Source organism: Oerskovia sp. USHLN155 (assembly GCF_037145535.1).
GTDB lineage: Bacteria > Actinomycetota > Actinomycetes > Actinomycetales > Cellulomonadaceae > Oerskovia > Oerskovia rustica.
In genome coordinates, this window is the sequence record NZ_JBBCXG010000007.1 from 149,570 (window position 1) to 164,535 (window position 14,966).

Genomic DNA, 14,966 nt, shown 5'->3' on the forward strand with positions numbered 1-14,966 from the left:
CCGTCCACGCACCTGCTACGAAGGACACGTCCCTGTGCGTCTCAAGATGACTCTCGTGCGCCACGACGGCACGAGCGACGACATCGTCGTCACGGCCGACGCCGGAAGCACGGTCGGCGACGTCGCCCGCGCGATCGCCGTGCGCGACCCCCGGAACATGGGGTCGCTGGTCGACGTCCCACCGCTCACCCTGCGCGCCCAGCTCCCCGCGCAGGAGCAGTCGGTCGTCCTCGACCCCGACGTCCCCATCGCGGAGGCGTGGCTCGGTTCCGGTGCGGTCGTGCACCTCCTGGACGCGGCCCGCGCCGCCAGCACGATGCAGGACGTCCAGAACGTGCTGGCCCGCGTCCGGGTCGTGGCCGGGCCGGACGCCGGGCTGCAGCGCGACCTCGTCGCGGGGCGCTACGTCGTGGGACGGGAGCCGGGGTGCGACCTCGTCCTGTCCGACCCCCTCGTCTCGAAGAAGCACGCCCGGATCGACGTGTCCGACCGTACCGAGGTCGTCGACCTGGGCTCGGCCAACGGGATCGTGGTCGACGGCGGTCTGGTCACCCGGCTGCGCGTCGACCGGCAGCAGACCCTCGTGCTCGGCGACACCGTCGTCGTGGTCGACCCGCTCGGCAGCGCCGCCGGCGGTCCGGTCGCAGGTCCCGTCCCGTTCAACCGCTCGCCCAAGGTCGAGCCGCGCTACGCGGGGGAGAAGTTCACGGCGCCCAGCGCCAACCGTGAGGAGGAGCCCCAGACCTTCCCGGCGCTGGCCCTCGTCGCCCCGGTGGTGATGGGCCTCCTGATGTTCTTCGTCACGCAGCGCCCGACCGCGCTCCTGTTCATCCTCATGAGCCCCCTCATGCTCGTCGGCAGCTACGTGACCGAGCGTCAGCGGCGCCGTCGTCGCCTGGAGCGCGACGTCAAGAGGTTCGACGAGCGGCTCGAGGGCCTGCGGTCCGCGCTGCGCGACGAGGAGGTCGCCGAACGGTCGGCGCGGCTCCAGGAGGCGCCGGCGACCCCGCTCACGCTGGCCGAGGGGCTGCGTCGCGGTCCGCTGCTGTGGACGCGCCGCCCCGAGCACTGGTCCTTCCTCAACGTGCGGCTCGGGCTCGGCTCGATGCCCTCGCGCAACGAGGTCGAGACGCCGGGGCGCGGTGAGATGGTCCCTGAGCTCCAGGGGCGCCTCGACGAGCTGGTCGACCGGCACGAGCTCGTCTCGGGCGTCCCCGTCGTCGAGAACCTGCACGACGCCGGTGCGCTGGGGCTGGCCGGGGCCAAGAACCTCGTGGAGCCCGTGGTCAACTCCGTGCTCGTCCAGCTCACGGTGCTGCACTCGCCCACCGACCTCGTGGTCTGCTCCCTCGTGACGCCGACCTGGTCGCGCTCGCTCGAGTGGCTCAAGTGGATGCCGCACACCTCGGCTTCGACGAGCCCGATCGAGGGCAACCACCTCGCCGACAGCGCCAGCAGCGGCGCCGTGCTCCTGGCCCAGCTCGAGGAGCTGATCCGGACCCGGCTCAAGAGCCAGCGCGCCACGCGTCGAGGCGCGGCCCGGACCCGCGACGCCGCGCTCGAGCGCGGTGCGAGCGTCGGCGAGGGCGGTGGCGGACCCGTCGAGGGGACGAGCTCGCCGCTGCCCGCGGTCGTGGTCCTCGTGTCCTCCGAGGTCGACGTGGACCGTGCACGCCTCGCACAGCTCGCCGAGACGGGGCCCGACGCGGGGGTGTTCCCCGTGTGGGTCGCCGACAGCGTCCGGGGGCTGCCGGCCGCGTGCCGCACCTACGTCGAGGTCGGTCCCGACCGCACCTCGGTGGGCATGGTGCGGCTCGGCCTGTCGGTCGACGACGTCGTGCTCGAGACGGTCGACGCGGCCGACGCGGTCGAGTACGGCCGTCGCATGGCACCGGTGTTCGACGCGGGGGTCGTCGACGAGGACGCGAGCGACCTGCCGCGCGCCGTCTCCCTGCTGACGCTCCTCGGCCCCGACATGGCGACGTCCGGCGAGGCCGTGATCGACCGGTGGAACCAGAACCTCTCGATCACCGACCGCACGCCAGGCGCCGTCCCGAGGCGACGCCGCGCCGGGGGGCTGCGGGCGCTCGTCGGCTCGGCCGGGTCGGAGGCGATGCAGCTCGACCTGCGCACGCACGGCCCGCACGCGCTCGTGGGCGGGACGACCGGCTCGGGCAAGAGCGAGTTCCTCCAGGCGTGGGTGCTCGGCATGGCGGCCGAGTACAGCCCGGACCGGGTCACGTTCCTGTTCGTGGACTACAAGGGCGGCTCCGCGTTCGCGGACTGCGTCCAGCTCCCGCACTGCGTGGGGCTCGTGACCGACCTGTCGCAGCACCTCGTGCGGCGCGCACTGACGAGCCTGCGGGCCGAGCTCCACCACCGCGAGCACCTGTTCAACCGCAAGAAGGCCAAGGACATCCTCGAGCTCGAGAAGCGGGGCGACCCCGACGCGCCGCCGGCCCTGGTGATCGTCATCGACGAGTTCGCGGCGCTCGTCTCCGACGTGCCCGACTTCGTGGACGGCGTCGTCGACATCGCGCAGCGGGGGCGCTCGCTCGGGATCCACCTCATCATGGCGACCCAGCGCCCGGCGGGCGTCATCCGCGACAACCTGCGGGCGAACACGAACCTTCGCGTCGCCCTGCGGATGGCCGACGAGTCCGACTCGTCCGACGTCGTCGGGACCCCCGACGCGGCCCACTTCGATCCCGGGCTCCCGGGGCGTGGGCTGGCCAAGACGGGCCCCGGCAGGGTGCGCCCGTTCCAGTCGGCCTACGCAGGCGGCTGGACCTCGGACGAGGCGCAGCCGCTGCGCATCGAGGTCGCGGCACTGCGGTTCGGCGGCGAGATCCGCTGGGACGCGCCGCAGCCCGCGGTCGTGCCCGAGGAGACGGACCTCGGTCCCAACGACCAGCAACGCCTCGTGGCGTGCATCGGGGCGGCGAGCCGGCACGCCGAGATCCCGAGCCCGCGTCGCCCGTGGCTCGACTCGCTCGCCGGGGTCTACGACCTCGCCCGCCTGCGTCAGCGCACCGACACCGAGCTGTTGATCGGCGTCGCCGACCTGCCCGAGGTGCAGGCCCAGCGGCCGACGTACTTCCGCCCGGACGCCGACGGACACCTCGCCGTGTACGGCACGGGCGGTGCGGGCAAGAGCACCGCGCTGCGCACCCTGGGCATCGCGGCGGGGATCACGCCCCGGGGCGGAGCGGTCCAGGTCTACGGCCTCGACTTCGCGGGCGGCAGCCTGCGGATGCTCGAGTCCCTGCCTCACGTCGGGTCCGTGATCATGGGCGACGACGTCGAGCGCGTGGTCCGCCTGCTCCGTATGCTGCGCGCCGAGCTCGACCGCCGCGGCCCGCTCTTCGCCGACGCCTCCGCGTCGAGCGTCACCGAGTTCCGGGCGCTCACGGGCAGGACGGACGTGGCGCGCATCCTCGTGCTCGTCGACGGCTTCGGCGCGTTCCGCGACGACTTCGAGCAGGGTGCTGGCCGGGCCGTGTGGTTCGACGTGTTCCGCGACGTGCTCGCCGAGGGGCGACAGCTCGGCATCCACGTGGCGCTCACGGCCGACCGTGCGGGCGCCGTGCCGACCGCGGTCCGCTCGGCCGTGCAGCGCAACGTCGTGCTCCGCCTCTCGGACGACGGGTACGGCCTGCTCGACGTGCCCGGCGACGTGCTCACCCCGTCGTCTCCGCCCGGCCGCGCGGTGGTCGACGGTGCGGAGACCCAGGTCGCGGTCATCGGCGGGACGACCTCTGCCGCCGAGCAGGCGCGTTCCTGCGTGCGGCTGGGTGACTCGATGCGTAAGGCCGGGGTGCTCCAGGCACCGAGGATCGGCGCGCTCCCGCAGGAGTACACGGCCGACATGCTGCCGGACGAGGTCGACGGACAGCCCGTGCTGGGGATCGGCGACGAGACGCTCGACGCCCTCGGCTGGGCCCCCGAGGGGACGTTCCTCGTGTCGGGGCCTGTCGGCAGCGGTCGGACGACGGCGCTCGCGGCGCTCGCGAGGTCCCTGGTCCGGGCCGCCCCGAAGACCCGGATCGTCCTCGCGGCGCATCCCGGTTCCTCGCTGGTGTCGGCGGTGCCCTGGGACCGGGTCGCGCAGAGCGTCGACGAGGTCGTCGCCCTCGCCCAGGACGTCGCCGAGGACCTGGCGGCGGGACCCGTCGCCGTCTTCGTCGAGGGCGTCGACGAGTACCTGCAGTCACCCGCGGACGCACCGCTCGTCGCGCTCATGAAGGCGGCCCAGCGCGGCTCGTGCCTCGTGGTCGCGGAGGCCGAGTCCTCCCGCTGGGGCTCGCCGTGGCCCCTGCTCGCCGAGATGAAGAACGGTCGCCGTGGGCTGCTGCTGCAGCCCGAGGCGCTCGAGGGCGACTCGTTGCTCAAGACCTCCCTGCCGAGGGTCTCCCGTGCGGAGTTCCCCCCTGGCCGGGGCTACTACATCGCGCGCGGAAGCACTACCCGGGTACACGTCCCGATGGGCTGACGCACGCGTGGGGAGTTCTCCCCATACCCAGGCGACCGCACCTTCGGTACGGTTGCGACGACAACGGGCCGCGAGGCCGACGATGGATCAAGAGAGCGGGAATCGACATGGCGAACGTCAACGTCACCTACAGCGAGATGCGGGACGCAGCGGGCCGTCTGGAGATCGGCAAGGGGCACCTCGACGAGATCCTCGCGGATCTGATGAAGCAGGTCACGGCGCTCGTGTCGTCCGGCTTCGTGACGGACCAGGCCTCGACGCAGTTCATGGCCTCCTACGACCAGTTCAACCTCGGCGCGAAGAACGCGGTCGAGGGACTCGTCGAGATGCACACGTTCCTCGCGCGCGCCGCGGACTCGATGGAGGAGCTCGACGCGCGTCTCGGCTCCGCGATCGCCCGGTGACGACTGCTGGACCCTCGGACGGCCGCCCCGACGTCGGGGCGGCCGTCCTGCCGTACCGGGAGTCGGGCGGCGGGTACGGCCGGGCGGCGACGTGGGTCGCGGTGCCGACGGCCGTCGCGTTCCTCGTGGACACCGTGGTCCGTGGCTGGTGGGACGCGCTCGTGTGGCCCATGATCGGCGTGATCGTCGGATTCTTCGTGCTGTTGACGGTGTACTCCACCCGGCGGTACCAGAAGATCGTCGTCGACCACACGGGTCTGCGGGCCGGCAGGGACCACTTCCCCGCCACCACGATCGACCCGGGCGTGGTCGCGCACGTCGCCGCTCAGGGTCCGCTCCACGAGGGCGAACGCCTGCCGGACGGCACGACGGTCGTCGGGGGCAAGCTCGTCGGCGGGGCCTACGCCCCCACCCTGGGCGCCGGGCTCCTCCTGCTGCGCCTCACGGACGGAAGCTGGATCCGAGTGCAGTGCAACAAGCCGCAGCAGGTCGCCGCTGCCCTGCAGGTCTGCCTCGCGGGGGCGGCCGGCGCGCAGGTCTGAGCGACCGAGGGCCGTCTGGCTGGTGGGTCAGACGAGGCCGCCGCCCCACCAGGAGAGCACCCCGGCCCACACGAGAAGGGCGTCGTCGTCGCCGTCGAGGTCGCCGATCGTGAGCGAACGGTTGGTGCCCTCGGTGCGGATCGAGGCGAGCTCGTCGGGTCCGCGCCACACGCGCGCTGCGGTCGGCAGGCTCGGATCCAGGTCCCGTGGGTCCGTGGACGCGGTGGCGGCGCGGACCGCCCCGACGGGCACGAGCTCACCGACGCGTGCCCGGCGCTGTGGCTTCACGATCTCGGCGACGGGTGAACCGTCCGCGAGGGTCACGTCGCGCACGCTCCAGCCACCCTCGTCCCGACGACGCCACCCGGGGGTGCTCCGCAGGAGTACCTGACCCTCGAGGTCGAGCAGCTCGACGACACGCAGGTCCTCGCCGGCCACGGACGTGTCGGTGACGAGCTCGTCCACGATTCCCCAGGCGAGCTTGCCCTTCGAGACGGGCTTCGCCGGGAGGCGGCGGACGAAGGCGAAGGGGGTGTCGTCGCCGATCAGATAGATGTCACCGGTCCAGCCGAGCGGGGCGACGGAGCCACGCGCCCGGGGGGCGGGGACCTCGAGGGCGCGCGGGAGGAGCGCCGCGGTCCCTGACTGGCTCCGGTGCAGGGGACTCTCGGGAGCGCGGGGGACGCCGACCGCTGGCCGTGGGGGGCCGACGAGGGCGCCGGGGGCGCGGAGTCGGCGTGTGGCGTCGCGGACGGTCTCGCGGGCGTCCGTGATGCCCGCCCGGGCGTCGTCGAGACGGGAGAGGGCGGCTCGGCCACGGTCGGCCAGCTGGTCCGGGACGAGGGAGTCCAGCCGGGGAAGGCGGCTCCAGCGTGAGAAGCGTGGTGCCGAGGGCCCGCGATCAGGGTCGGCAGGCTCGCCGGCCGGGGCTTGCTCCTCGTCCTGCGGGCGGGGGATCGGGGCGGCCCCGTCGTCGTCGTTGTGCGCCACGGGGCCCAGGGTACTGGAGCAGGTTCCGGAGGGCGCCGGGCCGGTCGGCCGATCCCGCGTCGGGACTGACGTGCCAGCGCCGCTCCGAGACGCCGGCGCGGACCGGGGACAACTCCCCATGGTCGGGGGGGTCCTGCGTCTGGCAGCATGGCGACGCGCGGTGGAGAGCCGCGCGGACGAGAGGACATGACGATGACGCTTCGCGTCGACACCGAGGCCATCGATGCGGCGGCGATCTCGCTCGGAACCACCGCGGGGACGCTGGGGGACCTGGCAGGCGACATCGCTCAGCAGGCAGCAGCTGCCTCGGCAGCAGGGGGCCACCCGCACGTCGTTGCGGGCGCGAGCGAGTTCGGAGACTACTGGGGCGCTGGTCTCGGCGCCCTGGCGGTGGCGCTGGGTGAGCTCGCGACGCAGTTCGGCGACGCTGCGGCGGCCTATGCGGAGCAGGACCAGGTGCTGGCCAACGGTGCGAGGGAGCTCCGATGACCTACTTCGTCGACGCACCGGCGCCGTCCGCTCCCCGGCTCGCCCCGGTCGAAGGTGACCCGGAGGGGGTACGTACTGCCGCCCGCGGCCTCGACACGGTGCACGACGGCCTCGGCGACGCGCTGCGTGCGCTGCGAGCCCGAGCCCGTGCACTCGGCGACGACTGGGTCGGGGTCGCCGGCGAGGCGGCACCCGTCGCTGTCGAGGGTGTCGCGCTGCTCGTCGAGAACGTGCAGGGGGCGATGAGCACGGGAGCCGGCGCGCTGCGGACCTATGCCGACGCGCTCGAGACGGCGCGCGCGACCGTCGCCACGGCACAGGGGTTCGCCGACGACGCGGCCGCGTCGTGCGGCTCGGCGCTGCGGACGATCGACACGACGGCGAGTCCCGACATGGCCTTCTACACCGGCCAGCAGCGCCAGGCGGCGATCTGGGACGCGCAGGTGGCGTTCCAGGCGCAGACCGCCGCGGCGGACCGGGCTCGGGAGACGCTCGAGGCCGCGGCGCTCGCGTGCCGCCGCGCGCTCGAGGACACCCGTTCGGTGCTGGTGCGGGGGCACCGGGAGTCGTTCGAGGACTACGTCAACGGCATCGTCACCAACGGTCTGAGCCGGCTTCCCGGCATGGCCGGGCACGAGGGGACTCTGGGCTCGACGGTGTGGGCGGCGACGGCGGCAGGCGGGGTCGCCTACTCGGGCTTCTACACGGCGAAGTACGGCGCGGCGCTGTGGATGCACTGGGCCAGGGACAAGATGCTGACCCAGAACTCGGTCTCGAGCCTGATCGTCAAGGCTCTGAGCCCGCGGCTCGACGCTCTCGGGCTCCGGCTGGGCCTCGGCGCCGGTGTCGGCGCGAACACGTTCAACGGGCTCAACGCCTTCGGACGGGTCATGTTCGGCACGTCCGGGGTGACCGGGACGGTCGGTGGGGTGACGCCGTGGGCAGCCGGTCGGGCGGCTGCCGCGGCCGCTGACACCGGCGCTCTGCGCGCCGGCCTCAGTGCAGGCGCGAAGGCTTCGGGCGTCCTGCGTGGCCTGGGCGTGGTCGGTGCCGTCGGCGCGACAGGCATGAGCCTCGTGAACGTGGCCTCCCAGGGCAACCCGATCGATGCGTTCCAGGAGAACGGCATCGACTACGTCGCGGACGTCGCGGAGCTCGGTTTCAACGTGAGCCTCACGGCTGCGATGATCGCCCCGAACCCCGTGACGATCGGTGCCGCCGTCATCACGGGAGCGATCTACGGCACGACCGAGATCATCGCGCACTGGGACGAGATCGAGGACCTCGCCGCGAACGGCGCGGAGATGGTCGCTGACGGATGGAACGCCACGACCGAGGTCGTGGGCGACGCGGTGGACGCCGGCGTCGAGAAGGCAAAGGAGTTCGGCTCGTGGCTCAACCCGTTCGACTGACCGAGGGGCTTCCCGCGGCGATGGACCGTCGCCGCCGGCGCTTCCTGCTCTTCCCCGACCACCTCGCGGTCCTGGGCCAGCTGGCCCAGGAGGGCGTGGCGGAGGAGGGGCTGGAGGTCGCCGTCGAGGCGCTGCGTGAGGCCGGTGTGATCGGTGCCGACGGCGCGGTCGACCCTGCGGCCGCGGAGCTCGCCCAGGCGCTGGCGGGGAGCTCGCTCCTCGTCGACGTCGAGACGAGCAGCGACGACGGGATCGTCTACCACGGCCTCGCCTTCGCCTCGATCGGCGGCGTGGCCGTGTGCTGGGCGCGCTCGGGCTGGCCCGGGACGGCGCAGGCCGAGTACCTCCCGGTCGACGTCGGCATGGTCGTGCCGTGGATCGCCACGACGGTCGGGCTCGGGCGGGAGGGAGCCGCAGGGGACGGATCCCTGCCCGACGTCCTCACCACGACGGTCGGCGCGCTGTCGCCGTCCGACGACACGGGGGCGCCCGACGACTCGGCGTCACCCGGCGGGGCAGGGGCCGCTGCGGTTCTCGACGCCGCCAGGCTCACCTGGCGCGTGACGGTCCACGGGCCCGGCCGGTCCACGGTCCGCGCGCTCGCGGTCGTCGACGCGGGGCCGCTCGGCCTGTGGGAGCGAGTCGCGCCCGCCGAGCCGTTCGGGCTCGACGTCCCGGATCCCGCGACGCCCGTGGTCCTCGAACGGCGGAGCCCCGGTGACGTGTGGCGTGCCCTCGTCGGCCTGCTGCAGGACGTGGGCGAGGTCGCGGCGTCCTGACGGCCTGCGGGGGCCCGGACCGTCTGGACGCGTCGCCGCCTAGACTGTCCGGGCCCTGTGGACCCCGAAGAGGAGTGACCGTGCCGTCGACCCTGCAGTTCCCGAGCGAGCAGTTCCCCGCCTACCCCGGGGTGAGCCTCGACCAGCCGGACGGCTGGCAGCCGCTCCCCGAGGTGGGCCTGCCGCTCGCGCTCGCGAAGGACGCCGACGGCGGGGAGTTTCGCGCGAACGTCATCACGGTCCTCAACCGGGTCCGGGCCGAGCACACGCTCGAGCAGGCGACCGGCGAGGTCGTCGCACGACTGACCGCGCTGCCCCAGTACAAGGAGCTCGGCCGGTCGGAGATCGAGGTCCAGGGGCACGCCGGGTTCCGGATCGAGGGGATCTTCGCCGAGCCGACCCTCGGAGCACTCGTCCAGGCAGTGCGGATCGTGCTCGTCGACCGCGGCCCGGTCAAGGACCTGGTCCAGGTGACGGGGTCGTGCACGGGTGCACAGATGCCGGGCACGCTGCCGGAGATCCGTGCGATCCAGGACAGCCTGCGCGTCGTCCTGTGAACGGAGAGGTGACGACGGACGCGGCACCGCTCGACGACGTGCTCGCGGCCCTGCTGGATCTCGGCTCCGGCGACCTGCCGTACTCGACATCCGTCGAGGAGTGGAAGCACGGTGCCCAGGTCACGCTGACCTGGACGGGCTGGGAGGCCCGGTGGCGCTCGTTGCTCGGGGCGGGGCAGACGGCCAGGTCGTACCGGCTCGTGGTGCGGCTCGACGCCCGACGCGCGGTCTACCGGTTCACGGAGATCAGCGGGAGGTCGGGCAGGAGCGTGGCCGCCTCGCCGGTCGGTGTCCACGCCGAGGCGCGCTGGGACGGCCACCGCGGCAAGACCTTCGGTGCGCGGTCGGGGAGCCTGGTGGTCGCGCAGCGAGTGACCTCGTCGGGGGACCGGGCCTACGAGGTCGCGCACCTCGCCGCCGTGTCGGCGAGCCCGTCGACCATCAAGGTCCCGGTCTTCTCGACGCTCCGGTCGCTCGGCTGGCGGCCTCGCGTCGACAACCGCTTCCTGCGCCTCTTCGAGAGGTGAGGCTCACCGAGCGGAGGCTGCCCCTGACCGCCGCCACCCGCCCCGCCGCGCCGTAACATTCGGCCGGATCATGAGACGCCATTCCACTAGGCGAGATTCGCTGGCAGTGTGAAGGTTCACCTCAGTCGTACAATCGAGTGGTTCTCCCGTTGGCGGCCGCGGACTCACCCGGACAGCCCGCGTGACCGGTCCGCCCACCTCCTGCGGGCCGACCTCCCCTCCTCGACCGGAAGGCGTTCTTTCCTGTGAGCAGCTCTCGTCCTTTGCGTGTCGCCATTGTTGGCGCTGGTCCTGCTGGTATCTATGCGGCGGACATTCTGTCGAAGACGGGTGTCGAGGTCGGTATCGACTTGTTCGAGCGTCTTCCTGCGCCGTTCGGGTTGGTGCGGTACGGGGTGGCTCCGGATCATCCGCGGATCAAGCAGATCATCGTGGCGTTGCACAAGGTGTTGGCGCGTGGTGATGTGCGGTTGTTGGCGAACGTGGAGTACGGGGTGGATCTCAAGCTGGATGATCTGCGGCAGTTCTATGACGCGGTGATCTTCTCGACGGGGTCGATCCGGGATGCGGCGTTGGCGGTCGAGGGGATCGATCTGCCGGGTTCGTTCGGTGCGGCGGACTTCGTGTCCTGGTACGACGGTCACCCTGACGTGGCGCGCACGTGGCCGTTGGAGGCGCAGCAGGTCGCGGTGCTGGGGGCGGGGAACGTGGCGTTGGACGTGGCGCGGGTGTTGGCCAAGCATGCTGATGATCTTCTTCCGACGGAGATCCCGGAGAACGTGTACCGGGGGCTCAAGGAGTCGCCGGTCACGGACGTGCACGTGTTCGCGCGCCGTGGTCCGGCGCAGGCGAAGTTCTCCCCGCTCGAGCTGCGTGAGCTGGGGCATGTGCCGGACGTGGACGTGATCGTGTATCCGGAGGACTTCGAGTTCGACGAGGGGTCGATGGCGGCGATCAACTCGTCGAACCAGACGAAGCAGGTCGTCAAGACCCTGACGGACTGGACGTTGAAGGACCCGTCGGAGTTCACGGCGTCGCGGCGGTTGCACCTGCACTTCTTGCACGCGCCGGTCGCGGTGCTGGGGGATGGCAGGGTCGAGGGGTTGCGCACGGAGCGGACCCGGTTGAACGGGGACGGGACCGTCAGCGGGACGGGGGAGTTCTTCGAGTGGCCGGTGCAGGCGGTGTATCGGGCGGTGGGGTACTTCGGGTCGCCGTTGCCCGAGATCCCGTTCGACGATCTCAAGGGTGTGATCCCCAACCGTGAGGGTCGGGTGATCGACATCGACGGTGCGCAGATCCCGGGTGTGTACGCGACGGGGTGGATCAAGCGTGGCCCGGTCGGGTTGATCGGGCACACCAAGTCCGACGCGTCCGAGACCGTCCGCCACCTCGTCGAGGACGTCACCGGCGCCGTCGCCGCGTCCGAGGGCGTCGAGGCGGTCGACGGTGACCTCGAGGCCGGTCGCGTCGCGCCGCACGGTTCGCCCGAGGCCGTCCTGGAGTTCCTGACCGAGCGCGGGGTGGACGTGGTCCAGTGGGCCGACTGGGAGGTCCTGGACGCCCACGAGCGCACCCTCGGGGAGCCGCACGGGCGCGAGCGCATCAAGGTCGTGCCCCGCGAGGACATGATCCGCATCGCCCGCCGCCAGACCGAGGCGGCTACCGAAGCCTGAGGCAGCCACGCACCTCGACGGCGCCCCGCCCACCCGGGCCGGGCGCCGTCGTCGTCCCCGGATGACCTGCGAGGCAGCAGGGCGGCGCACCACCGCTGCTGCGAGGCCGGAGGGAACCCCCCGCGTGCGCCGAGCGTTCTCCCGGTGGATGCTCGCACCACGGCATCCTGTGCTCGACGGAAGGGGCTGAGCGTGGGTCATCAGCATTTCAACGGTCTGAAGACCGCAGGGCTCTTCGGGATCATGTGGGTCGTGATCCTGGGCCTGTGGGCCGTGTTCGGACGGTCGGCCAGCACGTTGTGGATCTTCGTCGCGATCGGTCTCGTGACCACGGCGTACGGCTACTGGAACTCCGACAAGATCGCGATCAGGGCCATGCACGCGCGGCCCGTGAGCGAGCTCGAGCAGCCCGTGATGTACAGGATCGTGCGTGAGCTCTCGACCGCCGCTCGCCAACCCATGCCCAAGCTGTACGTCTCGCCCACGCAGGCCCCCAACGCGTTCGCGACGGGCCGCAACCCCAAGAACGCCGCAGTGTGCTGCACCGAGGGCATCCTGGTCCTCCTCGACGAGCGCGAGCTCCGCGGCGTCCTGGGGCACGAGCTCATGCACGTGTACAACCGCGACATCCTCACGTCGTCAGTGGCGAGCGCCATGGCCGGCGTCATCACGTCGCTCGCCCAGTTCCTGCTGATCTTCGGCGGCAACCGCGAACGGGGCGGCAACCCCTTGGCGGCCCTCGCGATGGCGGTCCTCGCGCCCGTGGCGGCGATGGTGATCCAGCTCGCGATCTCCCGGACGCGCGAGTACGACGCCGACGAGGACGGGGCCAAGCTCACGGGCGACCCGCTCGCGCTCGCGTCCGCGCTGCGCAAGCTCGAGCAGGGGACGGCGCGGGCTCCGCTGCCGCAGAACCGCGACCTGGTCGACGTCTCGCACGTCATGATCGCCAACCCGTTCCGCGGCGCGGGCGTCGCGAAGATGTTCGCGACGCACCCGCCCATGGCCGACCGCATCCAGCGCCTCGAGCGCATGGCGGGCCAGCAGGGCGGCATCACGCGCTACTGAGCCCGTGTCGCCGGAGGTCTCTGCCGCCGAGGGAGCGCCGTGTCGACGAGCTCCCTCTATCTCGCGGCCCCGGCCGGTGCGATGCCACGCTCGGCCAGCCAGTCGCGCACCGCGGCCCACGCGCCCGAGCGGGGGTTCTGGGGCGACAGGTGGTCCTCGCCGGGGATGACCGCGAGCGTCACGTCGTCCCCGGCCGCCCGCGCCGCCTCGGCGTAGTCGGTCGCGACCGAGGGCAGGACGACGGCGTCCAGGTCGCCGGTCGTGACGAGCGTCGGGACACCGAGCGGGAGCCGTGCGGTGGGGGACGCCAGGTCGTACCGGTCGTCCGTGACCTCGCTCGTCGAGCCGCCCATGAGGGCCTCGACCGGCCCCCGCGACCCGTGCACGGCCCCTGCGTCCAGCAGGTCGTTCACGCCCGCCTGGGTGACCACGAGGTCGGGCCGGACGAGCGGGGAGGCGCCGGGGGCGCCGTCGGGCAGGGTGTGCCGGGCCGCGAGCCACAGTGCCATGGTCCCGCCCGCGGAGTGCCCGACGACGGCCACGCGCCCGGGTGTCAGGCCCACGGTCGCGAGAGCCTCGGGGAGCAGGTCGAGACCCGCCGCCACGTCCTCGAACGTGCCTGGCCACCCGCCCTCGTCGGCGGGGTCGGCCGCGCCCACCCCGCGGTAGTCGAGGTTCCACACCACGATGCCGTCGTCGGTGAGGTCGCGGGCCACCGGGGCCTCGGACGAACGGTCGTACTCGGCGGCCCAGCCGCCGCCGTGGACCAGGACGACGACGTCGACGCTCTCTCCCGCCCCCTCGACCTCCGTGGTCTCGGACGGCGTACGCAGTTCCTCGGTGCTCGCGGCGAGCGACGCGGGCAGGATCAGGTCGGCCGTCTGGGCCGGGCGCGGGCCGTAGGAGAACGTGGTGAGCATCGCGCCGTCGGGCGCGGTGGTCGGCGCGGGCACCTGCGTATCCGCAGGGGCGGGGCTCGTGCACCCGGTGGTCGCGAGCGCGAGCGCGAGGATGAGCGCTGCCGCCCGGCCTCGTCGGCGGTTCGCGGCCGAGGACGCCTGCCGGCGCCCGGTGCCCTGTCGAGCGCCCATCAGATGCCCTGCCGACCGGTCGCCGTCGGGTTGCTCGCCGACGGGCTCGACCCGTCGAGCAGCCGCTCCAGGGCGACGGCGACACCGTCCTCGTCGTTCGACGCCGTCACGTGGGTCGCGGCCTCGAGCACCTCCGGGTGCGCGTTCGCTACGGCGTACGAGGTTCCTGCCCAGGTGAGCATCGGGAGGTCGTTGGGCATGTCGCCGAACGCCCAGACCTCGTGGGCCCCGATGCCGTGGGACGAGGACCAGGCGGCCAGGGCGCCGGCCTTGGTCACGTCGGGAGGGAGGAGCTCTGCGAGCCCCGCGGCCCCGGAGAACGCGAGCAGGGCACGGTCGCCCACGACGTCGAGCACCTGCTCGAAGAACTCGTCCTGGCCCAGGGCGTCCGTGCGCGCGAGCAGCTTGGCGACGGGGGAGCCGAGCGCGCGCTCGACCGGCCCGCGCCAGGAGTCCGGCATGTCCTCCTCGTGCCGGAACGTCGCGTCGAACACCGGGCCGTCGACCTGCTCGACGGCGAGCGCGACACCGGGCACCGCGGCGCGCAGGTCGCGGACCACGTCACGCAGCGCGGGCAGGGCGAAGCCGCGGGACTCGACGACCTGGCGCGTGCCGACGTCGTACACGCACGCGCCACCCAGGCAGATGATCACGCCGTGGCCGCCCACCAGGCGCCCGACCTCGGTCAGCCAGCGGGGCGGGCGGGCCGTGACGAACACGACCTGCGTCCCGGCCTCGTCCAGAGCCTCCAAGACCTCGCGCGTGCGCGCCGAGACCGTGCCGTCCGAGCGCAGGAGCGTCCCGTCGAGGTCCGTCGCGACCACACGGGGCCGGCGCAGGGGGCTGGTCATGCGGGGTGTCCAGCAGTGCGGGCCGGGACGGCGCGGGGGACCCCGTGGCTCAGCACGGGCGTCGCCGGGAGTCGGAGAGTGTCCACGC

Annotated in this window: 13 protein-coding genes; 10 read left to right on the forward strand and 3 right to left on the reverse strand. The window is 72.9% G+C overall.

The genetic code is table 11. The features are described from left to right. Nucleotides 1–34 precede the first annotated feature (34 nt). The 3 genes from WFH32_RS11690 (at nucleotide 35) to WFH32_RS11700 (ending at nucleotide 5,438) form a co-directional block, all read left to right on the forward strand. Nucleotides 35–4,492 carry an FtsK/SpoIIIE domain-containing protein gene (locus WFH32_RS11690; protein ID WP_336707539.1) on the forward strand — a complete coding sequence of 1,486 codons (4,458 nt, stop codon included), beginning with the start codon at nucleotides 35–37 and terminating at the stop codon, nucleotides 4,490–4,492. A 107-nt stretch (nucleotides 4,493–4,599) separates the two neighbouring features. Continuing rightward, nucleotides 4,600–4,896 carry a WXG100 family type VII secretion target gene (locus WFH32_RS11695; protein WP_030151988.1) on the forward strand — a complete coding sequence of 99 codons (297 nt, stop codon included), beginning with the start codon at nucleotides 4,600–4,602 and terminating at the stop codon, nucleotides 4,894–4,896. Then, nucleotides 4,893–5,438 (forward strand): hypothetical protein, encoded by a 546-nt coding sequence (locus WFH32_RS11700; protein WP_336707541.1) that lies wholly within the window; start codon nucleotides 4,893–4,895, stop codon nucleotides 5,436–5,438. The genes WFH32_RS11695 and WFH32_RS11700 overlap by 4 nt, the downstream gene beginning before the upstream one ends. 27 nt (nucleotides 5,439–5,465) lie before the next feature. Here WFH32_RS11700 and WFH32_RS11705 read toward each other — a convergent pair whose 3' ends face one another. Continuing rightward, complete coding sequence (locus WFH32_RS11705) at nucleotides 5,466–6,428, reverse strand: hypothetical protein (RefSeq protein WP_336707542.1); 963 nt, start codon at nucleotides 6,426–6,428, stop codon at nucleotides 5,466–5,468. A gap of 186 nt (nucleotides 6,429–6,614) precedes the next feature. Between WFH32_RS11705 and WFH32_RS11710 the strand changes: the two genes are divergently transcribed. The 7 genes from WFH32_RS11710 to htpX all read left to right on the forward strand — a co-directional run bounded on the left by WFH32_RS11710 (nucleotide 6,615) and on the right by htpX (nucleotide 12,936). Continuing rightward, on the forward strand, nucleotides 6,615–6,917 hold the full coding sequence (locus WFH32_RS11710) for a hypothetical protein (protein WP_191791755.1): 303 nt from the start codon (nucleotides 6,615–6,617) through the stop codon (nucleotides 6,915–6,917). Next, nucleotides 6,914–8,329 carry a hypothetical protein gene (locus WFH32_RS11715; protein ID WP_191796970.1) on the forward strand — a complete coding sequence of 472 codons (1,416 nt, stop codon included), beginning with the start codon at nucleotides 6,914–6,916 and terminating at the stop codon, nucleotides 8,327–8,329. The genes WFH32_RS11710 and WFH32_RS11715 overlap by 4 nt, the downstream gene beginning before the upstream one ends. Further along, nucleotides 8,308–9,108 (forward strand): hypothetical protein, encoded by an 801-nt coding sequence (locus WFH32_RS11720; protein ID WP_336707543.1) that lies wholly within the window; start codon nucleotides 8,308–8,310, stop codon nucleotides 9,106–9,108. The genes WFH32_RS11715 and WFH32_RS11720 overlap by 22 nt, the downstream gene beginning before the upstream one ends. An 80-nt stretch (nucleotides 9,109–9,188) precedes the next feature. Next, nucleotides 9,189–9,665, forward strand: a complete 477-nt coding sequence (locus tag WFH32_RS11725) for an LpqN/LpqT family lipoprotein (RefSeq protein ID WP_191796972.1) — start codon at nucleotides 9,189–9,191, stop codon at nucleotides 9,663–9,665. An 8-nt stretch (nucleotides 9,666–9,673) separates the two neighbouring features. Next, on the forward strand, nucleotides 9,674–10,192 hold the full coding sequence (locus WFH32_RS11730) for a hypothetical protein (RefSeq protein WP_336707544.1): 519 nt from the start codon (nucleotides 9,674–9,676) through the stop codon (nucleotides 10,190–10,192). Nucleotides 10,193–10,437: 245 nt separating this feature from the next. After that, the gene (locus WFH32_RS11735) at nucleotides 10,438–11,868 is read left to right on the forward strand and encodes an FAD-dependent oxidoreductase (protein ID WP_336707545.1); all 1,431 of its coding nucleotides are present in this window, start codon (nucleotides 10,438–10,440) and stop codon (nucleotides 11,866–11,868) included. 192 nt (nucleotides 11,869–12,060) lie between these two features. Beyond that, nucleotides 12,061–12,936: a zinc metalloprotease HtpX gene (gene htpX / locus WFH32_RS11740; RefSeq protein WP_191796706.1), complete on the forward strand. Its 876-nt coding sequence runs from the start codon at nucleotides 12,061–12,063 to the stop codon at nucleotides 12,934–12,936. 56 nt (nucleotides 12,937–12,992) lie between these two features. On the opposite strand, the gene WFH32_RS11745 is transcribed toward htpX, so the two are convergent. Beyond that, nucleotides 12,993–14,027: an alpha/beta hydrolase family protein gene (locus WFH32_RS11745; protein WP_191796707.1), complete on the reverse strand. Its 1,035-nt coding sequence runs from the start codon at nucleotides 14,025–14,027 to the stop codon at nucleotides 12,993–12,995. Next, nucleotides 14,027–14,878, reverse strand: a complete 852-nt coding sequence (locus WFH32_RS11750) for an HAD family hydrolase (RefSeq protein ID WP_191796708.1) — start codon at nucleotides 14,876–14,878, stop codon at nucleotides 14,027–14,029. Before WFH32_RS11750 ends, WFH32_RS11745 begins: the two co-directional genes overlap by 1 nt. Nucleotides 14,879–14,966: the final 88 nt, after the last annotated feature.